The sequence below is a fragment of the Curtobacterium sp. CFBP9011 genome, from assembly GCF_034045095.1.
In the GTDB taxonomy this organism is placed as follows: domain Bacteria; phylum Actinomycetota; class Actinomycetes; order Actinomycetales; family Microbacteriaceae; genus Curtobacterium.
This window is the reverse complement of sequence record NZ_JAXCWN010000003.1, coordinates 329,928-354,172: the sequence shown is the minus strand read 5'-3', so window position 1 is coordinate 354,172 and position 24,245 is coordinate 329,928. Positions and strand designations below refer to the sequence as shown.

The 24,245-nt window shown below is 71.0% G+C and carries 22 protein-coding genes and 1 pseudogene; 15 read left to right on the top strand and 8 right to left on the bottom strand.

The window, feature by feature from the left end; translation table 11 throughout:
- Positions 1-28: 28 nt before the first annotated feature.
- Positions 29-1,144, bottom strand: coding sequence for a mannose-1-phosphate guanylyltransferase (locus SOM35_RS09000; protein ID WP_320515121.1), 1,116 nt, complete (start codon positions 1,142-1,144; stop codon positions 29-31).
- Positions 1,145-1,304: 160 nt separating this feature from the next.
- On the opposite strand from SOM35_RS09000, the gene SOM35_RS08995 reads away from it, so the two are divergent.
- The 6 genes from SOM35_RS08995 to SOM35_RS08970 all read left to right on the top strand — a co-directional run bounded on the left by SOM35_RS08995 (position 1,305) and on the right by SOM35_RS08970 (position 6,877).
- Positions 1,305-2,549: a glycosyltransferase family 4 protein gene (locus tag SOM35_RS08995; protein WP_320515120.1), complete on the top strand. Its 1,245-nt coding sequence runs from the start codon at positions 1,305-1,307 to the stop codon at positions 2,547-2,549.
- 75 nt (positions 2,550-2,624) lie between these two features.
- Positions 2,625-3,086, top strand: a complete 462-nt coding sequence (gene sdhC, locus SOM35_RS08990; protein WP_111074279.1) for a succinate dehydrogenase, cytochrome b556 subunit — start codon at positions 2,625-2,627, stop codon at positions 3,084-3,086.
- A 13-nt stretch (positions 3,087-3,099) separates the two neighbouring features.
- Positions 3,100-3,546 (top strand): succinate dehydrogenase, hydrophobic membrane anchor protein, encoded by a 447-nt coding sequence (sdhD, locus tag SOM35_RS08985; RefSeq protein ID WP_111074280.1) that lies wholly within the window; start codon positions 3,100-3,102, stop codon positions 3,544-3,546.
- Positions 3,547-3,615: 69 nt separating this feature from the next.
- Positions 3,616-5,409: a succinate dehydrogenase flavoprotein subunit gene (gene sdhA / locus SOM35_RS08980; protein WP_111074281.1), complete on the top strand. Its 1,794-nt coding sequence runs from the start codon at positions 3,616-3,618 to the stop codon at positions 5,407-5,409.
- Between the two features lies 1 nt (position 5,410).
- The gene (locus SOM35_RS08975) at positions 5,411-6,184 is read left to right on the top strand and encodes a succinate dehydrogenase iron-sulfur subunit (RefSeq protein WP_111074282.1); all 774 of its coding nucleotides are present in this window, start codon (positions 5,411-5,413) and stop codon (positions 6,182-6,184) included.
- 51 nt (positions 6,185-6,235) lie between these two features.
- Complete coding sequence (locus SOM35_RS08970) at positions 6,236-6,877, top strand: TNT domain-containing protein (RefSeq protein ID WP_320515119.1); 642 nt, start codon at positions 6,236-6,238, stop codon at positions 6,875-6,877.
- Positions 6,878-6,952: 75 nt separating this feature from the next.
- Here the strand turns inward: SOM35_RS08970 and SOM35_RS08965 are convergent, their stop codons facing one another.
- From SOM35_RS08965 to ptsP, 7 genes are all read right to left on the bottom strand, one after another.
- Positions 6,953-7,573: a DUF805 domain-containing protein gene (locus SOM35_RS08965; protein WP_320515118.1), complete on the bottom strand. Its 621-nt coding sequence runs from the start codon at positions 7,571-7,573 to the stop codon at positions 6,953-6,955.
- 159 nt (positions 7,574-7,732) lie between these two features.
- A complete protein-coding gene (locus SOM35_RS08960; protein ID WP_320515117.1) occupies positions 7,733-8,575 on the bottom strand; it encodes a DUF805 domain-containing protein in 843 nt (280 codons plus the stop codon).
- Positions 8,576-8,758: 183 nt separating this feature from the next.
- A complete protein-coding gene (locus tag SOM35_RS08955) occupies positions 8,759-9,691 on the bottom strand; it encodes an NADP-dependent oxidoreductase (RefSeq protein ID WP_320515116.1) in 933 nt (310 codons plus the stop codon).
- A 138-nt stretch (positions 9,692-9,829) separates the two neighbouring features.
- On the bottom strand, positions 9,830-10,981 hold the full coding sequence (locus tag SOM35_RS08950) for a mannitol-1-phosphate 5-dehydrogenase (protein WP_320515115.1): 1,152 nt from the start codon (positions 10,979-10,981) through the stop codon (positions 9,830-9,832).
- Positions 10,978-11,415, bottom strand: coding sequence for a PTS mannitol transporter subunit IIA (locus tag SOM35_RS08945; protein ID WP_166781155.1), 438 nt, complete (start codon positions 11,413-11,415; stop codon positions 10,978-10,980). Before SOM35_RS08945 ends, SOM35_RS08950 begins: the two co-directional genes overlap by 4 nt.
- 74 nt (positions 11,416-11,489) lie before the next feature.
- Complete coding sequence (locus tag SOM35_RS08940) at positions 11,490-13,049, bottom strand: PTS mannitol transporter subunit IIBC (RefSeq protein WP_111074287.1); 1,560 nt, start codon at positions 13,047-13,049, stop codon at positions 11,490-11,492.
- A 69-nt stretch (positions 13,050-13,118) separates the two neighbouring features.
- Positions 13,119-14,774: a phosphoenolpyruvate--protein phosphotransferase gene (ptsP, locus tag SOM35_RS08935; RefSeq protein WP_320515114.1), complete on the bottom strand. Its 1,656-nt coding sequence runs from the start codon at positions 14,772-14,774 to the stop codon at positions 13,119-13,121.
- Between the two features lie 318 nt (positions 14,775-15,092).
- Here ptsP and SOM35_RS08930 point away from each other — a divergent pair, with 318 nt between their 5' ends.
- From SOM35_RS08930 to SOM35_RS08890, 9 genes and pseudogenes are all read left to right on the top strand, one after another.
- Positions 15,093-15,863 (top strand): DeoR/GlpR family DNA-binding transcription regulator, encoded by a 771-nt coding sequence (locus tag SOM35_RS08930; protein WP_110902695.1) that lies wholly within the window; start codon positions 15,093-15,095, stop codon positions 15,861-15,863.
- Between the two features lie 105 nt (positions 15,864-15,968).
- Entirely contained in the window at positions 15,969-16,241 is a 273-nt protein-coding gene (locus SOM35_RS08925; protein ID WP_111074289.1) for an HPr family phosphocarrier protein, read from the top strand.
- Between the two features lie 136 nt (positions 16,242-16,377).
- Positions 16,378-17,220 (top strand): exodeoxyribonuclease III, encoded by an 843-nt coding sequence (locus SOM35_RS08920; protein WP_320515113.1) that lies wholly within the window; start codon positions 16,378-16,380, stop codon positions 17,218-17,220.
- Positions 17,221-17,254: 34 nt separating this feature from the next.
- Positions 17,255-18,262 (top strand): tryptophan--tRNA ligase, encoded by a 1,008-nt coding sequence (gene trpS, locus SOM35_RS08915; RefSeq protein ID WP_111074291.1) that lies wholly within the window; start codon positions 17,255-17,257, stop codon positions 18,260-18,262.
- 6 nt (positions 18,263-18,268) lie between these two features.
- Positions 18,269-18,856, top strand: a complete 588-nt coding sequence (locus SOM35_RS08910) for a GNAT family N-acetyltransferase (RefSeq protein WP_221849692.1) — start codon at positions 18,269-18,271, stop codon at positions 18,854-18,856.
- Positions 18,857-18,924: 68 nt separating this feature from the next.
- Entirely contained in the window at positions 18,925-19,965 is a 1,041-nt protein-coding gene (gene ribD / locus SOM35_RS08905; protein WP_290156835.1) for a bifunctional diaminohydroxyphosphoribosylaminopyrimidine deaminase/5-amino-6-(5-phosphoribosylamino)uracil reductase RibD, read from the top strand.
- Positions 19,966-19,994: 29 nt separating this feature from the next.
- Positions 19,995-20,585, top strand: a pseudogene (gene ribA, locus SOM35_RS08900) (GTP cyclohydrolase II); the annotation flags it as partial.
- Positions 20,586-20,866: 281 nt separating this feature from the next.
- A complete protein-coding gene (locus SOM35_RS08895) occupies positions 20,867-22,270 on the top strand; it encodes an MFS transporter (protein ID WP_320515112.1) in 1,404 nt (467 codons plus the stop codon).
- A 107-nt stretch (positions 22,271-22,377) separates the two neighbouring features.
- Positions 22,378-24,234 carry an ABC transporter ATP-binding protein gene (locus SOM35_RS08890; RefSeq protein WP_320515111.1) on the top strand — a complete coding sequence of 619 codons (1,857 nt, stop codon included), beginning with the start codon at positions 22,378-22,380 and terminating at the stop codon, positions 24,232-24,234.
- Positions 24,235-24,245 lie beyond the last annotated feature (11 nt).

The window sequence follows — 24,245 nt, the reverse complement described above, 5'->3', positions numbered from 1 at the left end:
CACGTCACCCCTCAGAGCACGTCACCCTTCAGAGCACGTCGTCCCGCCCGCTGATCTTCAGCGCGTCCACCACGCCCTTGACCCGCTGCGCGTTCGCGCTCGTGGTGACGAGCAGCGCGTCCGGGGTGTCGACGACGACGATGTCCTCGACCCCGATCAGCGAGATCAGCCGGTTGCTCTGCGACACGACGATGCCGCTCGCCGAGTCGGCCAGGATGCGGGCGTTGTCGCCGAGCACGGCCAGGTTGTTCTTCCGCCCGCCGGACTGCAGCTTCGCGAGCGAGGCGAAGTCGCCGACGTCGTCCCAGTCGAAGTCGCCGGGCACGACGGCCATGCGTCCGGCGGCGGCAGCCGGTTCGGCGACCGTGTAGTCGATGGCGATCTTCTTCAGCGACGGCCAGATGCGGTCGACGACGATCCCGCGCGCCGAGGTGTCCCACGCCGCGGCGAGCTCCTCGATGCCGGCGAGCAGTTCGGGCTCGTTGCGTCCGATCTCGGCGAGGAGCACGTCGGCGCGGCTGATGAACATGCCTGCGTTCCAGAGGTACGAGCCGTCGGCGACGTACTTCTCCGCGGTCCGCAGGTCGGGCTTCTCGACGAAGGACCGGACGGCGTGCGCGGTGGTCGCGCCGTCGACCCCGAGCGCCTCGTCGGCAGCGTGGATGTACCCGAAGCCGATGGCGGGCTCGTTCGGCGTGATGCCGATGGTCGTGATGTAGCCGGCGCGGGCGGCGACGACGGCCTCGCGGACGGACCGGCGGAAGCCGCGGGCGTCGCCGATGACGTGGTCTGCGGCGAACGAGCCGATGACGACGTCGGGCTCGCGGCGGTGCAGGATCGCCGCGGCGAGGCCGATCGCCGCCGTGGAGTCCTTGGGCTCGCTCTCGAGGACGACGTTGTGGTCCTCGACCCCGGGCAGCTGGGACTCGACGGCGACGCGGTGCGCCCGGCCGGTGACGACCATGATGCGGTCGGGTCCGGCGAGCGGTTCGAGTCGGTCCCAGGTCTGCCGGAGCAGCGACGAGCCGGAGCCGGTCAGGTCGTGCAGGAACTTCGGGGCGTCGGCGCGCGAGAGCGGCCAGAGGCGCGATCCGATGCCGCCGGCCGGGATGATCGCGTAGAAGTCGTCGAGTGCGTCCGTCACGCGCCCACCGTACCGGCGCTCCCATGCAGCGGCTGCATGACGTCTGGACGTGTCGTGGACGGCGCCGGGATCCGCGCACGGTCTGTTCACCCCTCGCGCGCACCGCGTTCACGTCGTGCCCCCCGGTCGTCCACGCGTCGGCGTGAGCATGGGCCGTGCCATGAACGCACGCAGCAGCATGGAGCGAGGCACCGAGTCCCCCCGGACCGTCGCCGTCGTGACCGAGAGCTTCCTGCCCACCCTCAACGGCGTCACCACGAGCGTCCTCGCGGTGCTCGAGCACCTGCGACGCCGCGGCCACCGGGCCGTCGTCATCGCCCCGGACACGCCGGGCCTCGCCGCCTGGCGGTCGCGTTCCGAGCAGGAGCGGTACCACGGCTTCGACGTGCACCGGATCCCGGCGGTCGCGTACCGGCAGTTCCCGGTGGCGCTCCCGCACCCGGTCCTCGACACGATCCTCGCCGCCTCCGGCGCCGACGTGCTGCACGCCGCCAGCCCCTTCCTGTTGGGTGGGCGCGCGATCACGGCGGCCGGGAGGCTCGGCATCCCCTCCGTCGCCGTCTTCCAGACCGACGTGGCCGGGTTCGCACGCCGCAACGGCCTGTCCGCGGCGGCTCCGCTCGTCCGCCGGGTCCTCGGGCGCATCCACGCGGGAGCGTCGCTGACGCTGGCACCGTCGTCGGCGACGGCCGCGATGCTCGCCGAGGAGGGCGTCCCGCGGGTGGCCCGGTGGGGCCGCGGCGTCGACACGACCCTCTTCCACCCGGACCGTCGCTCCTCGTCCCACGTGCGGGCCCTGCGACGGCGCATCGCTCCGCGCGGCGAGACCATCGTCGGCTACGTGGGCCGGCTGGCACCGGAGAAGGAGGTCGAACGGCTCGCGGAACTCGGCGGCATGCCGGGGATCCGGGTCGTGGTCGCCGGAGGGGGACCCTCCCGGGCGTTGCTGGAACGGCGCTTGCGCCACCTGGACGTGACCTTCACCGGCCCGCTGTGTGGCGACGCGCTGGCCGATGCCTACGCGATGCTCGACGTGTTCGTGCACACCGGGGCCGCCGAGACCTTCGGGCAGACCCTGCAGGAGGCGCACGCGGCGGGCCTGCCGGTGGTGGCCCCGGCCTCCGGCGGACCGCTCGACCTGGTGTCCCCGGGACTCGACGGCGAGCTGTACGACCCGGAAGCACCGCTGGCCCTCCGCGCGGCGGTGGCGCGGCTGCACGCGGACCGTTCGCTGGCCGAGCGGATGGGTTCGGCGGGTCGGCTCCGGGTCGAGGGCACGACGTGGGAGTCGGTGGGTGACGAGCTGCTCGCGCACCACGAGACGGCTCGGACGATCGGCGCTCCGCCGGCCGCGACCCGCACGGCTCGTACCGGGTGGCACGAGAAGGTCGGTGCTCGGACGTAGGATGGTGTCGTTCCACACGAACACGACGGCAACGGCGCGCCGATCGGTGCGCCAGACCTACGGGAAGGCGAGCTCATGGCCGAGCAGACCGCAGGCGGGACGGCGACAGCCACCCCGCAGGTGACCATCGACGGGACGTCGATCGACGCACCTCGGACGCGCGCGCCGCAGGGCACGCTCTACCGCGGCTCGGTCGGGATGTGGTCGTGGGTGCTGCACCGGATCACCGGTGTCGCGATCTACTTCTTCCTGCTCGTGCACATCCTCGACACAGCACTGGTCCGGCTCTCGCCCGAGGCCTACAACGCCGTGATCGGCACGTACAAGACGCCGCTGATGAACCTCGGCGAGATCGCCCTGGTCGCCGCCATCGTGTTCCACGCGTTCAACGGGCTGCGGATCATCCTCATCGACTTCTGGTCGAAGGGGCCGAAGTACCAGCGGGCCATGTTCTGGGTCGTCCTCGTGCTCTGGGCAGTGGCGATCGCGGGCTTCCTGCCGCGTCAGCTCATGAACCTCGTCGCCGACTTCAACTGAACCGAGGGCTGTCATGACCACCGAGACCATCGCCCCGCCCCGCAGCGCCGACGCTGCCCGCCGCACCACCAACTGGGAGAAGTGGGGCTGGATCTACATGCGGGCGTCGGGCGTCCTGCTCGTCGTCCTCATCTTCGGCCACCTGTTCGTCAACATGGTCGCCGGCGAAGGCGTCAAGCAGATCGACTTCGCCTTCGTCGCCGGCAAGTGGGCGAGCCCGTTCTGGCAGATCTGGGACACGCTGATGCTCTGGCTCGCGCTGATCCACGGCTCGAACGGCATGCGGACGATCATCAACGACTACGTCGCGAAGCCCGGCGTCCGGAAGACCCTGCTCGTCGCCGTGCTCGCCGCGTGCGTCCTGCTGATCGTCCTCGGCACGCTCGTGTGCTGGACGTTCGACCCGTGCCCCGCCGGCGCTGCCGCCGCGGACCTGCCCTCGTTCTGCCCGGCGCAGTAGCCGCCGTCCGCGTCATCCCGCGCTGGCGACACGCTCTCGCTCGCTCCGCCTCCTGATCGAAAGACCCCAGTGACCGACATCACCGTGCACCACCACCAGTTCGACATCGTCATCATCGGCGCAGGAGGCGCCGGTATGCGGGCCGCCATCGAAGCCGGCCCGAAGGCGAAGACCGCCGTCATCTCGAAGCTGTACCCGACCCGCTCCCACACCGGTGCGGCGCAGGGCGGCATGGCGGCCGCGCTCGCGAACGTCGAAGAGGACTCGTGGGAGTGGCACACCTTCGACACGATCAAGGGCGGCGACTACCTGGTCGACCAGGACGCCGCCGAGATCCTGGCGAAGGAGGCCATCGACGCGGTCATCGACCTCGAGAACATGGGCCTGCCGTTCAACCGCACGCCCGAGGGCAAGATCGACCAGCGACGCTTCGGCGGCCACACCCGTGACCACGGCAAGGCCCCGGTCCGCCGAGCGTGCTACGCGGCGGACCGCACCGGGCACATGATCCTGCAGACGCTGTTCCAGAACTGCGTGAAGCTCGGCGTGAACTTCTTCAACGAGTTCTACGCGCTCGACCTCATCATGGTCGACGTGGTGGGCGACGACGGCGTCACCCGCAAGCAGCCAGCCGGCGTCGTCGCGTTCGAGCTCTCCACCGGCGAGCTGCACGTGTTCCACGCCAAGGCGATGGTCTTCGCGACCGGTGGCTTCGGCAAGATGTACAAGACGACCTCGAACGCGCACACCCTGACCGGCGACGGCGTCGGCATCGTCTGGCGCACCGGCCTGCCGCTCGAGGACATGGAGTTCTTCCAGTTCCACCCGACCGGCCTCGCGGGCCTCGGGATCCTGCTGACCGAGGGTGCCCGTGGTGAAGGTGCGATCCTCCGCAACGCCTCGGGTGAGCGGTTCATGGAGCGCTACGCCCCGACCATCAAGGACCTGGCACCGCGCGACATCGTCGCCCGCTGCATGGTGCAGGAGGTCGCCGAGGGTCGTGGTGCCGGGCCGAACAAGGACTACGTCCTGCTCGACTGCACGCACCTCGGTGCCGAGGTGCTCGAGACCAAGCTGCCGGACATCACGGAGTTCGCCCGCACCTACCTCGGGGTCGACCCGGTGGTCGAACCGGTGCCGGTGATGCCGACCGCCCACTACGCCATGGGCGGCATCCCGACCAACGTCAAGGCCGAGGTCCTCTCCGACAACGACACCGTCGTCCCGGGCCTCTACGCCGCCGGCGAGTGCGCCTGCGTCTCGGTGCACGGCTCGAACCGCCTCGGTACGAACTCGCTGCTCGACATCAACGTGTTCGGCAAGCGCTCCGGCAACAACGCCGCCGAGTACGTGCAGACGGCGGAGTTCCTGCCGCTGCCCGAGGACCCCGCGGCGAACGTGCGCGGCATGCTCGAGCAGCTCCGGGCCTCCACCGGCACCGAACGGGTCGCCGTGCTCCGCAAGGAGCTGCAGGAGGAGATGGACAAGAACGCGCAGGTGTTCCGCACCGACGAGTCGCTCGCCCGCGTGACCGAGACCATCCACACGCTCCGCAACCGGTTCATGCAGGTCTCGGTGCAGGACAAGGGCAAGCGGTTCAACACCGACCTGCTCGAGGCGGTCGAGCTCGGCTTCCTGCTCGACCTGGCCGAGGTCGTCGTCTACTCCGCCCGGAACCGCAAGGAGTCCCGCGGCGGGCACATGCGCGACGACTACCCGAAGCGCGACGACGAGAACTACATGCAGCACACCATGGCGTACCTGACGGGCGATCCGCACTCGTCCCTCGCCGACGACCACATCACGCTCGACTGGAAGCCGGTCGTGATCACCCGGTACCAGCCGATGGAGAGGAAGTACTGAGATGACCGACACCCTGGTCTCCGAGGCACCCCGCACCGACACCGTGCAGGACGCCCCTCCCGGATCGTTCTCCGTCACGCTGATCGTCCGCCGGTTCGACCCGGACGTGGACGACGAGCCGCGCTGGCAGGACTTCGACGTGATGATGCTGCCGACGGACCGCATCCTCGACGCGCTGCACAAGATCAAGTGGGAGCAGGACGGGTCCCTGACCTTCCGCCGCTCGTGCGCACACGGTGTCTGCGGCTCCGATGCGATGCGCATCAACGGCCGCAACCGCCTGGCCTGCAAGACGCTGATCAAGGACCTCGACATCTCGAAGCCGATCTACGTCGAGGCGATCAAGGGGCTGCCGCTCGAGAAGGACCTGATCGTCGACATGGAGCCGTTCTTCAAGTCGTTCCGCGAGGTCCAGCCGTTCCTGCAGCCGAAGTCGGCGCCGGAGAAGGGCAAGGAGCGCATCCAGTCGGTGGCCGACCGTGCCCGCTTCGACGACACCACCAAGTGCATCCTCTGCGCCGCGTGCACCTCGTCGTGCCCGGTGTTCTGGACGGACGGGCAGTACTTCGGCCCGGCGGCGATCGTCAACGCGCACCGGTTCATCTTCGACTCCCGCGACGATGCGGCCGACGTGCGCCTCGACATCTTGAACGACAAGGAGGGCGTCTGGCGCTGCCGTACGACCTTCAACTGCACCGACGCCTGCCCCCGCGGCATCCAGGTGACGAAGGCGATCTCCGAGGTCAAGCAGGCCGTCATGCGCGGCCGGGCGTAGCACGCCGATGCCGACAGGAACGTCATGGGCGGGCGCGCTAGGCTCCCGCTCATGACGTTCGCGGACACCCGCCCCATCCTGGATCAGCTCGGCTACACGGTCCGGTACGTGCAGCTCCCCGGTGAGACGCTCCACGAGCCGCCGGTGGAGGGTGCGCTGCGCATCATCCCGGCCGACGGGGGCTCCTTCGCGCTGGAGGTCGTCGACTACGGCACCGCGCGTCGCCTGGCCACGGCCGGCAACGAGTCCGACGCCGTCGAGATGCTCCGACGGTTCCTGAACCGGCCGTTCCCGGACGCACGCGACATCCGTCGCAGCGACCTCGACCAGATGCGCGACCGGTCGGCGTCGACCTACCCGCAGCTGGCCCAGCAGGTCGCCTCGACCGGGGACGCCGGTCTGACGATCCAGATCCCCGCCGGCGTGCCCGTGGACCGCATCGGCGGACCGGACGGCTACCTCCTGCACCCGCTCGAGACGCCGCTGACCGCGCGGTCGCTGCCGCCGCACACCGCCGCATCACCCGAGGTGCACCGGTACGTGGTCGAGCGCCCGTTCCTCGTCACCGTCCGCTTCGTCCGACCGTGGTTCGACCAGCCGGGTGGGGCGCTCCGCTTCGAGATCGCGAACCCGACGGCGACCGTCCGCGACCTGGTCGTCGACGGGTCCCTGGCCCGCGTCCGCGTGGTCTGAGCCGCTCCCGTCCACCACACGACGAAGCCCTCCTGCCCCGATCGGGGCAGGAGGGCTTCGTCGTGGTGCGGTGCGTCAGCCGCGCTCGGGGCGGTCGAAGCGCTGGCCCTCGGGCTTCGAGGGCATGAGGAACAGCACGAGCACGATGATCCCGCCGACGAACGGGATCAGCGCGAGGAAGTAGAACGGCCCGGCCATGTTCGTGTCGTGGAGTCGACGCCACGAGATGGCCAGGTTCGGGATGATCGTCGCCAGGCCGTAGAGCCCCAGCAGCACGGTCGCGATCCAGTACAGCGGGCTGAACGACCCGGTCGTCATCCCGGTCGTCGGGTCGGTCTGGGCGTTCGACATGGCGCCGCCGATGCCGAGGAGTGCGTAGAGCACGGCCACGACGATGATCTGCGCGAGGTACCACCACCAGAACTCGCTGCGGCTGGCACGACCGTCGAACCGGACGTACTTCTTGAAGACCCGCTTGACCGCGTTCGGGAACGAGATGCCGTACCACGGGGCCCACAGCGGGGGTTCGCCGTTCGGGCCGGTCTGGACGCCCTGACCGTAGCCCTGCGGCTGTCCGTACGGCTGCTGGCCGTACTGCTGCTGGCCGTACTGGTCGGGCTGGCCGTACGGGTTCTGCTGCCCGGACGGCTGCTGGCCGTCGGGCGTTCCGTACGGCTGCTGCGGGTTGTCGCTCACGGTGTCTCCCTGGTGTCGAGTGGTACTCGGCTCCGAGTCAACCAGGTACCCCGTCGCCCCGGGCGACGGCGACCACCCCCGAGCGGGGGACGCCCCACGGCGAAGCAGGACGGCCCCACCGCATGGTGGGGCCGTCCTGGGTCGTGCGGGAGAGGTCGGTCAGCCGCGCTCGGGCTGGTCGAAGCGGGCGCCCTCGCGGACGGACGGGATGCAACCGATGACGATGGCGAAGAGCGCCCCGATCGGCGGGATGATGAACAGCAGCGCCAGCAGGCCCGAGAAGTTCACGTCGTGCAGGCGTCGCACGGTGAGCGCGATGAAGCCGACGAACGTCGCGAGTGCCCAGAGGCCGCCGACCACGTTCGAGTCGCCGTTGGCACCGCCGCCGATGACGGTGTCGATGATGCTGGTGGCGAAGTTGCCGATGACCCACCAGAGCGCCCAGAACCAGAACTCGCTGCGGCTGGCGCGGCCGTCGAAGCGCACGTACTTCTTCCAGAAACGTGTGAAGGCCTTCGGGAACGGGATGCCGTACCAGGGCGCCCAGAGCGGCGGTTCGCCCTGCGTCGCGGCCTGCTGCCCGTAGGACCCCGGCTGGGCGAACTGCCCCGGCTGCTGACCGTACTGGCCCGGGTGACCAGGCTGCCCGGGCTGGCCCGGCTGCCCGTACGGCGACTGCTGCCCGTACTGACCCGGCTGGCCGCCGTACTGTCCGGACTGGCCGGGCTGGCTGTACGGCGACTGCGCCGACGGCTGCTGACCGTACGGCGACTGCGGCTGCCCGTACGGCGACTGCGCGGACGGCTGCTGACCGTACGGCGACTGCGCCGGCGGCTGCTGGGCCGGCGACTGCTGGGCTGGCGGCTGCTGACCGTACGGCGACTGCGGCTGCCCGTACGGCGACTGCGCCGGCGGCTGCTGGCCGGACGGCGCCCCCTGCGCCGGGTCGGGCTCGTCACCCGGCCGCTTGGCGTACGGGTCCTGGGGGTACTGGTCGCTCACGGCGGTTCCTTCCGGGGTGCAGGGTCGGTGTGCCCACGGTGACCTCGGCGGCGGCCCCGGCGGCCGGGACACGTGCCCCGACCGTCCTGCTCCCCCGCACGCTGACCCCGCGCGCTGGGACCCAGTGTGCCAGCACCGACGCCGCCGCGACAGCAGCGCCGCGGCAGGACGACGCCGGAGCGGTCAGGGCAGGAGTGCGATCTTCCCGCCCGGGTGCCCCGACTCGAGCAACTCGAGGGCCGCACGTGCCTCGGTCAGCGGGAACGTCCGGGCGACCGGCACGACGAGCTCGCCGCGTCCGGCCAGGTCGATGAGTCGCGCGCGCACCGAGTCCCGGAACGCGGCACTGTCCGGCTGCGCCCCGCCGATCGCGGTGATGCCGGTGTCCTCCGCCCGCCCGAACGCCGCGATCGTGGCGATGCGGCTCCGGTCCGCCACCAGGGCCAACGAGACGTCGACGGCCTCGTCGGACCCGACGCAGTCCAGGGCCACGTCGACTCCGGAGGCGGCGAGGTCACGGACCCGCGCCTCCAGGCCGTCCCCGTAGGCGACCCACGTGCCGCCGAAGCCGCGGACGGTGTCGGCGTTGCCCTCGGAGGCGGTGCCGATCGCGTGCGCACCGAGTGTGCGGATCTGCTGGAGCAGGCTGACGCCGACGGCTCCGGAGGCTCCGTGCACGAGGACGGTGTCGCCCGCCTGCACCGCCGTGACGCGGAGGAGGTCCGCTGCCGTGGTGCCCGCGAGCAGCAGGTTCGCGGCCTCTGCGAACCCGAGCGACGCCGGCTTCGCGAACACGTCCGCGGCGGGCAGCGTGATCTCCTCGGTCCAGCCGCCACGGACGCGGAACGCCAGGACCTCGTCCCCGACAGCGACCGGCCCCGAGGCGATCGTCGTGTCGGGTCCGACCGCGCTGACGACACCGGCGACCTCGTACCCGATCGGCACCGGGAAGTCGGCGGGGTCGCCACGCTGCGTGTGCTTCGCGTCGGCGGGGTTCATGCCGGCGGCGCGGACGCGGACGGTCACCTCGCCGGGGCCGGGGGCCGGCACCTCGACGTCGACCAGTTCGAACACGTCACTGCCGCCGGGACGCGGTGCCACCCACTGCTTCGTCATGCTCGCGACGGTACTCGCGGCCACGACCGCGGCTTCAAGCCGACCGCCGGACGGACGCCGGACGGACGGACGCCTGACGGACGGGAGGCCCGGTACCAGCTGGTACCGGGCCTCCCGTCGGTCAGGCGGTTGCGTCCGTCAGGCGCGCGCCGCGCCGACCCGCCCCGTGAAGGAGGCGTGCAGCGGGTGCTCGCCGCCGAGACCGGTGATCTCGGACGCGATGTCGGCGTCCGAACGGTCCGAACGCAGCAGCGACTGCAGCTCGACGCTCTGCTCGTCGTCTGCGACGTCGAACCGCAGTGCAGCGCCCATCGCGTCGAGGAGCGCGGTCGGCTCGGTGCCGTTCTCGGCCAGCGCGGCGGCCGGTGACACGAAGCGCTCGTCGCGGGACAGCTTCCGCAGCGGCTGGCGGCCGACGCGGATGACCGTGTCGGGCAGGTGCGGGTTCTCGAAGCGACCGATGATCGCCTCGACGTAGGCGCGGTGCACCTCGGGGTCGAGCTCGTGACGACGGACGAGCAGGTCGCTCGTCTCGGCGAGCACGGCCTCGAGCGCGGAGCGGACGGCGGGCATCGCGACCGCGTCGGAGATCTTGTCCGCACCGGCGAGGAACCCGTGGTACGCGACGGTGGCGTGCCCGGTGTTCACCGTGAAGAGCTTCCGCTCGATGGACGCGGCGAGCCCGTCGACGTAGTGCGCCCCCGGCAGCTCCGGCTCGGCGCCGTGGAACGGGGTGCGGTCGATGGCCCACTCGAAGTAGGTCTCGACGGTGACGTCGAGGCCGCCACCGGGCGCCTGCGCCGGCACGATGCGGTCGACGGCGGTGTTCGCGAACACGGCCTTCGCGAGGGCGTCCTCACGCTCGTCCGCTGGCAGTGCGTCCACGATGAACTCGCGGAGGCGGTCGGTGGCGTTGATCGCGTTCTCGCAGGCCATCACGGCGAGCGGGGCGGCGTCCGCGGAGCGCTGCTGCAGCCCCTTCGCGATGACCGGGGCGATGAACTTCAGGACGGTCGGTCCGACGGCGCAGGTGACGATGTCGGCGGTCGCGATCTCGGCGACGACACCGGCCTCGTCCTGGGCGCTGTTCACGGCACGGAAGCCGGTGACGACGTGGTCCTGGGCTCCGGCACCGACCTCGTGCACGGTGTACGAGTCGGCGGCGGCCAGCGCGTCGATCAGCGGGGCGGCGACGTCGGCGAAGACGACCTCGTACCCGGCCTGGTGGAGCAGCAGACCGACGAACCCGCGGCCGATGTTGCCCGCACCGAAGTGGACGGCGGTGCTCACTCGTTGACCTCACCGAGGATCGCGAGGATCGCGGCCACGTCGGGTGCGTCGGTCAGCGCCTGGACCTGGTCCTCGTCCGAGAACACGATCGCGATCTTGCTGAGGATGTCGAGGTGCTCGTTGTTGACGCCCGCGATGCCGACGACGAAGCGGACGTCGTTGCCGTCCCAGTCGATCGGGGTGGCGTAGCGGACGAAGGACAGCGCGGAGGCCTTGATGGCGTCCTTCGCGTCGTTCGTGCCGTGCGGGATCGCCAGGTAGTTGCCCATGTACGTCGAGACGCTCTTCTCGCGCTCGAGCATGGCGGGGTAGTAGTCCGCGGTGACCGCGCCGACCTCCTGGAGGATCGCAGCCGCCTCCTTCATCGCCTCCGACTTGGTCGGCGCAGCGTCCTCGGTGTGGATGCGGATCTGGCTCTCCTGCAGGACGGGCATACGGTTCTCCTTGTTCGTGGTGGACGGCGGAAGAGGGGACGGTCGCCCGTCCCCTCCCCCATCGTGCTCTTGTCTTACTGGTTCTTGAGCTGGTCGACGACCTGGTCGTACTGCGGTGCGTTCATGAAGTTACCGACCGACACGTGCTGGGCGTTCGGGTTCTTCTGCTTCGCGCGGTCCGTCAGCTCTTCCTGGGTGATGATGAGGTCCTCGTCACCCGAGAGGTTCGCGATCGCCTTGTTGGTGACCGTGACGTTCTCGATCCCGGCCTTCTTGATCTTGTTGCGGAGGACGCTGGCGCCCATCGCACTCGAACCCATGCCGGCGTCGCACGCGAACACGACGTTCTCGACACGCGTCGCCGTGGCGGTGCTGGCGGAACCGACACCCCCGAGGGAGGCCTCGGCCTCTTCCTCGTTGGCCGGGGAGTTGTTGCCGAGCAGACCCGAGGTCGCGGAGTTGACGTCGCGGCCCTTGTTCTGCTGCAGCTTCGCCATCGCGGCGCTCATGTCGCCGCCGGTGCCGGAGGCCAGGTCACGCTTGCGGCTGGCGAGGAGGAAGAACGACGCCACCGCGAACGACACCGCTGCGGACAGGACGACCGAGAGGATGACGCCGACGTAGCTGTCCTTCGCCGTCGCGGTGAGGACCGCGATGATCGAACCGGGCGAGGCCGGCGCGACGAGGCCGGACTGGAAGGCGACGTTGGTGGCCACACCGGTCGCACCACCGAGGATGACGGCGACGAAGAGGATCGGCTTCTGCAGCACGTACGGGAAGTAGATCTCGTGGATGCCACCGAAGAACTGGATGAGGATCGCGCCGGGAGCGGTCGAGCGGGCGATGCCGACACCGAAGAAGGTGAAGGCGAGCAGGATGCCGAGACCGGGGCCGGGGTTCGCCTCGAGGAGGAACAGGATCGACTTGCCGGATTCCTGGACCTGCTGCGCGCCCAGCTGGTCGAGCACGCCGTGGTTGATCGCGTTGTTGAGGAAGAACACCTTCGCCGGCTCGATGATGACGCTGGCGAGCGGCAGCAGCGAGCTGTCGACGAGGAACTTCACCGCGGCACCGAGACCCTCGGCGATGAGCTTGAAGAGCGGGGCCAGCCAGAAGAAGCCGACCAACGCGAGCAGGAACCCGAGGATGCCGGCTGCGTAGTTGTTGACGAGCATCTCGAAGCCGGGCTTGATCTTGCCGTCCCAGATCTTGTCGATCTGCTTGATGAGGTACGCACCGAGCGGACCACAGATCATCGCGCCGAGGATCATGATCGTGCCGTTGGCACCGATGATGACGCCCATGGCCATCACGGAACCGACGACGGCGCCGCGGGTCTCATACACCATGCGGCCGCCCTGGAAGGCGATCGCGAGCGGGATGAGGTAGGTCAGGATCGGGCTGACGAGGCCGATGTTGGCGACGCCGTTGGTCTCCCCGAAGCCACCGAGGACGCCGACCGGCGTCCACCCGGTCTCGATGAAGAACGCGGTGATGAGGCCCCACGCGATGAAGATCGCGATGTTGGGCATCACCATGCCGGACAGGAACGTGCCGAACTTCTGGACGGCGACGCGAGCGCCACCCCGCGACTTGTCGCGGGTGTCTGGCGCTGCAACGGACGACGTTGTCATGTGCGTTGACTCTCTGTGTGGGTTGCTGCTGCAGGGATCGGGTGGAGTGCTGTGGGGCGTGGTGCGGGCTCAGACGGCGTGCGCTGCGGCCGCAGCGGACCGGGCGGCCGCTGCCGTGCTCGCGGCGAGTGCCGCCTGGGCCATCTCGCGGGCTTCGTCGAGGGTGTGCTTGCCGAGTTCGGCACGCACGTCGGCGAGGGCCGCGGGGGTCATCGAGAGGGTGGTGGCGCCGAGGCCGACGAGGACGACGGCGAGCAGCGGGTCGGCCGCGGCCTCACCGCAGATGCCGACCGCCTTGCCGGCGTCCGCTCCGGCCGCGCCGAGCTGGGCGACGAGGCGGAGGACGGCGGGGTGCCACGGGTCCTGGTAGTGCGCGACGGTGCCGAGCATGCGGTCGGCGGCCATCGTGTACTGGGTCAGGTCGTTCGTGCCGATGGACACGAAGTCGGCGGAGCGCAGGACCTGTTCGGCCATCAGCGCCAGGGAGGGCACCTCGGCCATCACGCCGGCGGTGCGGATCCCGAGTTCACGGGCGAGGTCGACGAAGTACTCGGTCTCCTCGGCGTCGGCGACCATCGGGGCCATCACCCAGAGGTCGGCCTCGGTCGCGGCGTCGGCCTGGGCCAGCGCGGTCAGCTGGTCGCGGAGGACCTGCTCGTGGTTCCGGAGCGCCCGGAGTCCACGACGGCCGAGCGCCGGGTTCTCCTCGTCCTTGTCCGTGAGGAACGGCAGCGGCTTGTCGGCACCGGCGTCGAGCGCCCGGACGACGACCTTCTTGCCGGGGAAGGCGGCGAGGAGCTGCTCGTAGGACGCCTGCTGCGACGCGACGGTCGGGGCGGTGGGCGAGTCGAGGAACAGGAACTCGGTGCGGAACAGGCCGACACCCTCGGCACCGAGGTCGACGGCGGCCTGCGCGTCGGCGGGGCTGCCGAGGTTCGCGAGCAGGGGCACGACGTGTCCGTCGGCGAGGGCGCCGGCGGTGAGCGGTGCGGCAAGGGCGGCACGGCGGTCGGCGATGCGCTGCTCGACGTCGGCGACGAGCTCGTCGTTCGGCTCGGTGACGACGGTGCCCGCGCCCGCGTCGACGACCACGTGCTGGCCCTCGGCGAGGTCGTCCGCACCGGTGACGCCGACGATCGCGGTGATGCCCTTGGCGCGGGCCAGGATGGCGGTGTGCGAGGTCGGTCCGCCGTCACGGGTGACGAGGGCCAGGACCTTGTCGAGGTCGAGCAGGGCGGTGTCGGCCGGTGCGAGGTCGCGGGCGACGAGCACGAACGGGGTCGCCGACTCCGGCACGCCCGGGGCCGGGACACCGCGGAGCTTCGCGACGATGCGCTGGGCGACGTCGTCGAGGTCGGCGGCACGCTCCCCCATGTAGCCGCCCATGCCGACGAGCAGGTCGCGGAACTGGGCGAACGCCTCGTACACGGCGCGCTCGGCGTTCGTGCCGCCGTCGATGCGGGCGTGCACGTCGTCCAGGAGGGTCGGGTCCTGGGCCATCAGCGCCTGCGCCTCGAGCACGGCCTGGGCGTCGCCGCCGGCCAGCCGCCCGCGCTCGTTCAGTTCTTCGGCCACCGCGGCGAGCGCGGTGTGCACGGCCTGCTTGGCGTCCTCGGCCGAGCCCTCGAGCGGTGCGGTCGAGGGGGCTCCCAGGGGGTCCGCCATCCGGAGCACGGGGCCGTGGGCAACGCCGCGGCCGACGCCGGTTCCGAGCAGATCGGACATGGGGAGACTCCTTCATCTCACGCGCAGCAGCGGTGGGTGGTTCGGGGGCGGTGCGGTGTCCGGCGCGTGCTGCGTCCGAACGACTCTGCAGCACCATACATCGCGTCGCGTTGACAAACAAACACATCCGGGGATAAAAATGCAGAAACAGATGCCCGTTTGCGTTTGTCGTCCAGGACTGCAGCGGGCTGACCGGTCGGAACGTGCCCGAGCATGTCCGTTCCGCTCCACATGCCCGTCTCGACCTGACGCACAGCCCGGACGGACAGCCCCGACGCACAGCCCGACCCGAGCGATCCGCTCACCAGATGAGGCCCCATGTACGCACCAGAACGCCACCAGCGCATCGTCGAACAGGCGCGCGCCCACGGCCGGGTCGACGTCAAGGACCTCGCCGAGCTGCTCGCCGTCACGCCGGAGACGATCCGCCGTGACCTGACGAGCCTCGAGCGTCGCGGGCTCGTCCGCCGCGCCCACGGTGGCGCGATCCCGGTCGAGCGGATCACCCTGCACCCGGGCGTCGGCGACCGTGGCGGCATCAACCAGACCGAGAAGATGGTGATCGCCGAGGCCGCTCTCGCCGAACTGCCGGAGAACGGCTCGGTGATGATCGACGCCGGTACCTCGACGATCTGCCTGGCCGAGATGCTGCCCACCGACCGGGGCCTGACCGTCGTCACGCACTCGCTGCCGGTGGCGATGGCCGTCGCGAACCGCCCGGGCATCGACCTGCACCTGCTGGGCGGCAACATCCGGAGCGACTCGCTGGCCGGCGTCGGGACGTGGACGCACCAGCTGATCGGCATGGTCAGCGTCGACGTCGCCTTCGTCAGCATCAACGGCATCACCCCGGAGCGCGGCCTGACGACGCACAACATGGCCGAGGCCGCCGTGAAGAGCGCCATGATCAAGTCCGCGCGCCGGAGCATCCTGCTCGCCGACCACACCAAGTTCGGACGCGAGGAGTTCGGCCGCGTCGCCCCGCTCGCCGCGATCGACACGATCATCACGGACCCCGGTGTCAACCTGGACCTGGTGCGCGAGGTCGAGGCCGCCGGCACCGAGGTCTTCTGGCCCGGCCGCGACTGACGCCCCGACCACCCGACACGAACCACCAGGCCCACCAGACCCACCAGACCCACCCCACAGGCGCTCGCTACCATGAGCGCACCACCCGTCGACAGGAGCCCATCGATGTCCGAAGCCACCCGCACCGTCACCGTCGCCAGCGCCTCCGGCCTGCACGCACGGCCCGCGTCGCTGTTCGTCCAGACCGTCACCGCGTCCGGCCACCAGGTCACCATCGCCAAGGGCGAGAAGTCGGCGAACGCCGGCAGCATCCTCGGCCTCCTCGGCCTCGGCGTCGAGAACGGCGACCAGGTCACGCTGACCGTGTCCGGCGACGACGCCGAGACCACCGCGGACAGCCTGGTCGACTTCCTGCAGACGGACCACGACGCGGCCTGACGCGCGCCGGTCACGCTGCGCGACCGCAATCGGACGGGAGGCCCGTCACCAGCTGGTGACGGGCCTCCCGTCTGTCGTCTGCTCGCCCCGCCACCGCGCGTCCGGTGCGTCGGGCGCCGCCGATAGGCTGGTCCGCATGACACGCCTGCGCCTCGCGACCGTCAACGTCAACGGCATCCGTGCCGCGTTCCGGAAGGGGATGGGCGACTGGCTCGCCGACCGCGACGTCGACGTGCTCGCCCTGCAAGAGGTCCGTGCCTCGACCGAGGACCTGACCGGCCTGCTCGGCGACGAGTGGGACGTCGTGCACGACCCCGCGTCGGCGAAGGGCCGCGCCGGTGTCGCCATCGCCTCCCGCCACCGGGCGCACCTGCACCGCGTCGAGCTCGGGGCCGAGGACTTCGACTCCGCCGGCCGCTGGATCGAGGCCGACTACGAGATCGGCGGACGCACCGTCACGGTCGTCTCCACGTACGTGCACTCGGGCGAGGTCGACACCCCCAAGCAGGACGAGAAGTGGAAGTTCCTCGACGCGATGACCGAGCGGCTGCCCGCCCTCCGCGAGCACAACCCGCTCGCCGTCGTCGTCGGCGACCTCAACGTCGGCCACGACCAGCGGGACATCAAGAACTGGAAGGGCAACGTCAAGCGCGCCGGGTTCCTGCCGCGTGAGCGTGCGTACTTCAGCCGCTTCTTCGGTGCCGACGGCCAACCGGTCGAGGGTGCCGACGGCAGCACCGGCCCCGGTCTCGGCTGGGTCGACGTCGGACGTGCGCAGGCCGGCGACGTCGACGGGCCGTACACCTGGTGGTCCTGGCGCGGGCAGGCCTTCGACAACGACTCCGGCTGGCGCATCGACTACCAGGTCGCGACGCCGGAGCTCGCCGCCACGGTGACTTCGTACACCGTCGACCGGGCCGCCGCGTACGACCAGCGATGGTCCGACCACGCCCCCGTGGTCGTCGACTACGAACTCTGATCCCCCACTCGCTCACGAGCACCAGGACTCCCGCATGACCAGCACGCGCATCTTCTCCGGCATCCAGCCCTCGGCCGGGTCCCTCCACCTCGGCAACTACATCGGCGCGCTGATGCAGTGGCGCGACCTGCAGGACGACCACGACGCGATCTACTGCGTGGTCGACATGCACGCGATCACCTCCCCGCAGGACCCCGCCGAACTCCGAGCCAGCACGCGTGCCACGGCGGCGCAGTACATCGCGTCCGGCATCGACCCGTCGCGGTCGACGCTGTTCGTGCAGTCGCACGTCCCCGCGCACGCCGAGCTCGCCTGGGTGCTGAACACCCTGACCGGCTTCGGCGAGGCCAGCCGGATGACGCAGTTCAAGGACAAGTCCGCGCGTCAGGGCGCCGAGGCCGCCTCGGTCGGGCTGTTCACCTACCCGGTCCTGATGGCCGCCGACATCCTGCTCTACGACACGGCGGTCGTGCCCGTCGGCGACGACCAGCGCCAGCACGTCGAACTGACGCGCGACCTCGCGGGCCGCTTCAACTCGCGGTTCGGCGACACGTTCGTCGTGCCGGAGGCCCGGATCGGTGCCGAGACCGCGCGCATCTACGACCTGCAGGACCCCACGAGCAAGATGAGCAAGTCGGCGGCGTCCGACAGCGGCCTCATCCGGCTGCTCGACGACCCGAAGCGCACGGCGAAGAAGATCCGGTCGGCCGTGACGGACACCGAGCGGGAGATCCGGGCCGACCGGCAGGCGAAGCCGGGCGTGACGAACCTGCTCGCGATCCTGTCAGCGTTCACGCACACCCCCGTCGCCGACCTCGAGGCGTCGTTCGTCGGCAAGGGCTACGGCGACCTGAAGGGCGAGGTGGCGGACGCGGTCGTCGCCGAGCTCGAGCCGGTCCGCGCCCGCACGCTGGAACTCCTCGACGACCCGGCCGAGCTGGACCGGCTGCTCGCCGTCGGCGCCGACCGTGCCGAGACGATCGCGAACGCCACCCTCGCCCGCGTGTACGACGCCATCGGCTTCGTGCCGCGCGCCCGCTGACCGACCGTGCTCCCCGTCACGCTCGAGTCGGCACGGGTCCGGCTCGACCTGCCGACGCGCGCGGACACGGTCGCGATCACCGAGGCCTGCCAGGACCCGGAGATCGCCCGCTGGACGACGATCCCGCAGCCCTACCGGGCGAAGGACGCGCAGGCGTTCGTCGACGCGCTCGTCGGCCCCGGGTGGGCGTCCGACCGTGAGTACACCTGGGCGATCCGGCGGCAGGGGTCGACCTGGCTCGACGGCGTGATCAGCTACCGGACCGCCCGCCGGGACCTCGGGTTCTGGTTGGCCCCGAGCGCTCGTGGTGCGGGCCTGGTGTCCGACGCCGTGGAGCTCGTGGTGGGCTGGGCCTTCGCACAGGGCGCCCCGGACGTGTACTGGGAGTGCTACGTCGGCAACACCGCCTCGGCCGCCGTCGCCCGTCGTGCCGGCTTCGCGTACACCGGCAGCGGGGACGCCCTCGTGCCGAACCGCGACGGCTCGCCCGCGCCCGCGTGGAAGGGCCTGCGGCGCGCGGACGGGACGCCCGCGTCGGACCTGCCCTGGCCTCCCGGATCGACGTCGGGGCCCGCCGGTAGTCTCGCTCCGTGAGCCACACCGCACCCGACACGACCCCGGAACCGTCCGGTCCGCCCGCCAGCGAGGCAGAGGTCCGGGCGATGCGCCGTGCCCTCGAACTCGCGGCCCGCGGCCCCGTCGTCGGTGACCACGCCCGGGTCGGTGCCGTCGTGCTCTCCCCGGACGGCCGGGTGCTCGGCGAGGGCTGGCACCGCGGTGCCGGCACCCCGCACGCCGAGGTCGACGCGATGGCGAAGGTCGACCCGGCGCACCTCCGTGGCGCGACCGCCGTGGTGACCCTCGAACCCTGCGACCACGTCGGCCGCACCGGTCCGTGCTCCGTCGCGCTCATCGACGCCGGCGTCGCCCGGGTCGTGTACGCCGTCGACGACCCGGGTCCGGCCGCCCACGGCGGTGCCGACCGGCTGCGTGCCGCCGGCGTCGACGTCGTGCCGGACGTGCTCGCCGACCAGGCCGAGGCGTTCCTCGAGCGCTGGCTGCTCTCGGTCCGACTCGGCCGCCCCTGGGTGACCGTGAAGTGGGCCGCCAGCCTGGACGGCCGCGCAGCCGCGGCCGACGGCACCAGCCAGTGGATCACCGGCGCCGCGGCCCGGCAGCACGTGCACGAGCAGCGTGCCGCTCACGACGCCGTCCTCGTCGGCACCGGCACCGCCCTGGCCGACGACCCGAGCCTGACCGCCCGCGGCGACGCCGGGGAGTTCCTCGCCGACCAGCCGCTGCCCGTCGTCCTCGGCGACCGGCCGCTGCCGGCCGACGCGGCCCTGCACCGCCATCCCCGCGGGGTCGTCACCATCCCCGGCCACGACCTCGACGCCGCCCTCCGCTCGCTCCGCCAGCGGGGCGTCCACAGTGTCCTCGTCGAGGGCGGACCGACCGTCGCGTCGGCGTTCATCGCCGCCGGACTGGCCGACGAACTGCTCGTCTACCTGGCCCCGGTGCTCCTCGGCGGACCCCGCGTCGCACTCGGCGACATCGGGGTGGGAAGTATCCACGCAGCGCGGATGTTGCGTGTAATGTCAACGTCCAGCCTCGGCCCCGACCTGCTGGTCCGCGCCCGCACGGTCCCGCAGCGGCCCGACGGCGCGGTCGACGGGGCCCCCACCGACCGGAGCACCACATGACCGACGCACTCACCTCCGCCACCCCCGGGAGCCCGGTCTCGTTCGAAGTCTCCACGAACGTCCCCACCACGCACGGTCTCTTCGAGATGCGCGCCTACCGGGACCTCGTGACGAGCGCCGAGCACGTCGCCGTGATCGCGAAGACCCCCGACGGGCAGGCCCCCTCGGACGGCGCACTCGTCCGCGTGCACTCGGAGTGCCTGACCGGCGAGGCCTTCGGGTCGCTGAAGTGCGAGTGCGGACCGCAGCTCGACGCAGCGCTCGACACCATCGCGGCCGAGGGCGGGGTCGTCGTCTACCTGCGGGGACACGAGGGTCGCGGCATCGGCCTCATCAACAAGCTCAAGGCGTACCGCCTGCAAGAGGACGGTCTGGACACGCTCGACGCCAACCTGGCGCTCGGCCTGCCCGCCGACTCCCGCGAGTACGGCGGCGCCGCCGGCATCCTCGCCGACCTCGGCATCACCCGCGTGCGGCTGCTCACGAACAACCCCGAGAAGCGTCGGCAGCTCGTCGAGCACGGCATCACGGTGGACTCCCTCGTGCCGCTGGTCGTCGGCATCTCCGCGCAGAACTCGGGGTACCTCGACACCAAGCGCGACCGGATGGGCCACACGCTGCCGTCGCACCTGGGCACCGGCGCGGCCTGATCCGGCTCGGCCTGACCCGGCACGACCGGCTTGGCCTGATCCGGCACGGCGAACTGACGGCTCACTCGGGGTCGATTCGCAGGTGTCCGACATCCGTCGTACACTGATGACCCCGTCACGAGCGGGACCACCACCTCCGAACGCACCCGACCCGGTGTCCGCGCCACCCCGCGCGAACCGCGTCGTCAGTCCGCCGTCCGGTCACCGCAGCGCTCCCCGAACGCGCGCGCACCTCGAAGGTCCTCACACGCATGTCCGCCGCACCGGCCACCACGACGTCCGCCCCGAAGACGAACCCGCGCTCGCGCGTCGTCGTCGCGAGCCTCGTCGGCACCACGATCGAGTTCTACGACTTCTACGTCTACGCGACGGCCGCCGTCCTCGTCTTCCCCACCCTGTTCTTCCCGAACGAGGACCCGACGGCATCGCAGCTGTCCTCGTTCGTCACCTTCGCGCTGGCGTTCTTCGCCCGCCCGGTCGGGTCGATCCTGTTCGGCCACTTCGGTGACCGGATCGGCCGGAAGACCACCCTCGTCGCGTCCCTGCTCGTGATGGGGATCGCGACGTTCCTCATCGGCTGCCTGCCGACCTTCGGCTCGGTCGGGGTCCTGGCGCCGGTGCTGCTCGGCGTCCTCCGCTTCGCGCAGGGCGTCGGCCTCGGCGGCGAGTGGTCCGGCGCGGCGCTGCTCGCGACCGAGAACGCCCCCGAGGGCAAGCGCGGCGTGTTCGGTTCGATGCCGCAGCTCGGCGCCCCGATCGGCTTCCTGCTCGCCAACGGCCTGTTCATCATCATCAACGCCGCGCTGCCCGCCGGCGCCGACGGCACCCCCAACGCCGACTTCCAGGCGTGGGGCTGGCGGATCCCGTTCCTGGTCTCGTCGGTGTTCGTCCTGATCGGGCTCTACGTGCGATTCCGTCTGGTCGAGTCCACGGTGTTCCGCGGCGTGCAGGACTCCGGTTCGGTCGCGAAGGTGCCGCTCGGCCGGGTGTTCCGCACCTCGTGGCGCGCGGTCGTCGTCGGCACCTTCGGCATGGTCGCCACCTACGTGCTCTTCTACTTCATGACGACCTTCACGCTGAGCTACGGCACCACCGGCACCGTCGCCTCGAAGCTCGTCCCGCAGATCGGCCTCGGCTACTCCCGCGGCGAGTTCCTGTCGCTGCTCATGATCGGCGTCGTGTTCTTCGGCATCTGCACCCCCATCGCCGGCATGCTCGCCGACCGGTTCGGACGTCGGCGCACCCTCATCCCGACCACCATCGGCATCGCGCTGTTCGGCCTGACGTTCCAGTTCTGGTTCGCGGCGGCGCACGGACCGATCACCGTCGTCACGTTCCTCATCGTCGGCCTGTCGCTGATGGGGCTCACGTTCGGTCCGATGGGCGCCCTGCTGCCGGAGCTGTTCCCGACCAACGTCCGGTACACCGGCTCCGCCCTGGCGTACAACGTCGCGTCGATCCTCGGCGCCTCGCTCGCACCGTCGATCGCCCTGAAGCTGTGGCAGCCGGACGGCAACATCTTCCTCGTCGGCCTCTACCTGACCATCGCGGCGGTCGTGACACTGGTCGCGCTGTTCCTCGTCCGCGAGACCCGTGGCAGCGACCTCGAGGACGCCGCCGACGACCAGCCGCTCCCGGAGCGCGTGGCTCGGTAGCGACGACCGCGCCGGCGCGCGCACCCGACGGACGGGAGGCTCCCCCACGGACCGGTGGGGAGCCTCCCGTCCGTCTGTCGGTCCTGCAGTGAGAGAATCCATGCACGATGAGCAACTTGTTCGCACGCCCGAAGAAGACCGACGGTCCCCGCGCCACCTTCGGCCGGCTGCTGTCCTACCTGTTCGAGAACAAGCCGGCGATGGTCGTCATCATCGTGCTGAGCATCCTCGGAGCCGGGGCGTCCCTGGCGCAGCCGCTGCTCGTCAACCAGGTCGTCACCGCCGTCCAGCAGGGCACCGGCATGTCGACGCTCGTGTGGATCCTCGTCGTCCTGGTGCTCGTCGCCGGCGTCCTCAACGGTGTGCAGCACTTCCTGCTGCAGCGAGCGGGCGAGGGCGTCGTGCTCTCCACCCGACGCAAGCTCATCGCGCGGATCCTCAACCTGCCGATCTCGGAGTTCGACGTCCGCCGCACCGGTGACCTGGTGTCCCGCGTCGGCAGTGACACGACGCTCCTCCGGGCCGTCCTGACGCAGGGACTCATCGAGTCGATCGGCGGCGCGCTCACCTTCACCGGTGCCGTGATCGCGATGGCGGTCATCGACCCGCTGCTCCTCGTCGTGGTGATCGTCATCGTGATCGTCGCCGTGGTCGTCGTCGGCGGGCTCAGCCGGCGCATCCGGGTCGCCTCGAAGGCCGCGCAGGAGAAGGTCGGCGACCTCACCGCCGCCGTCGAACGCGGCATCGGCGCCGTCCGCACCATCCGTGCCGCGGGTGCCACCGCGCGCGAGGTCAGCGAGGTCGACCAGCACGCGACCGAGGCGTACCAGCGCGGCCTCGTCATCGCCCGGATGTCGGCGTTCGTCGTGCCGGTCGCGAGCATCGTCATGCAGGTAGCGTTCATCGCCGTGCTCGGCATCGGCGGTGCGCAGGTTGCGGCGGGCACGATCACCATCGCGACCCTCATCACGTTCATCCTGCTGCTCTTCATGATGATCATGCCGCTCGGTCAGGCGCTCGGCGCGGTCGTCGCCGTGGCGCAGGCACTCGGCGCGCTCGGACGCATCGAAGAGGTCCTGCACCTGCCGACCGAAGACCAGGACGACGCCGCCGTCCGGCCGGCCGCGGCGATCGCGACCGGCGACGCCATCACGTTCGAGCACGTCACCTTCCGGTACGCAGCAGCCCCGGACGCCGCGGGCGCGGACGGCGCGCGGGCGTCCGGTGCGGATGCGGGTGCCGGTGCCGGTGCGGGAGCTCTGGCCCTCGGGGCCGGTGACGACCCGGCCGTGCTGCACGACGTGTCGTTCAGCGTCCCCCGCGGCGGTCGGGTCGCCCTGGTCGGACCGTCCGGTGCCGGCAAGTCGACCACGCTGGCGCTCATCGAACGCTTCTACGACCCGACCGAGGGTGTCATCCGACTCGGTGGTCTGGACGTCCGGGGCCTCGACCGCGGCGAGCTGCGGGCGCAGATCGGGTACGTCGAGCAGGACGCCCCGGTGCTCGCCGGCACGATCCGGGCGAACCTGCTGCTCGGCTCACCGGACGCGTCGGAGTCCGAGTGCGTCCGGGTGCTCGAAGCCGTGAACCTGGGCGACGTGCTGCACCGCGACCCCCGGGGCCTCGACGCGCAGGTCGGCGAGGACGGCGTGATGCTCTCGGGCGGTGAACGGCAGCGCCTGGCCATCGCGCGGGCCCTGCTCGCCGCTCCCCCGATCCTCCTGCTCGACGAGTCGACGTCCTCGCTCGACGGCGTGAACGAACAGAAGATGCGCCTGGCGATCGACGCGGTCGCCGAGGACCGCACGCTGCTCGTCATCGCCCACCGGCTGTCCACCGTGGTGGACTCGGACGTCATCGTCGTGCTCGAGCACGGCCGCGTCGTCGGTGTCGGCACCCACTCCGAGCTCGTGCAGAGCACCCCGCTCTACCGGGACCTGGCGAAGCACCAGCTCCTCGTTTGAGGCCCTCCCCG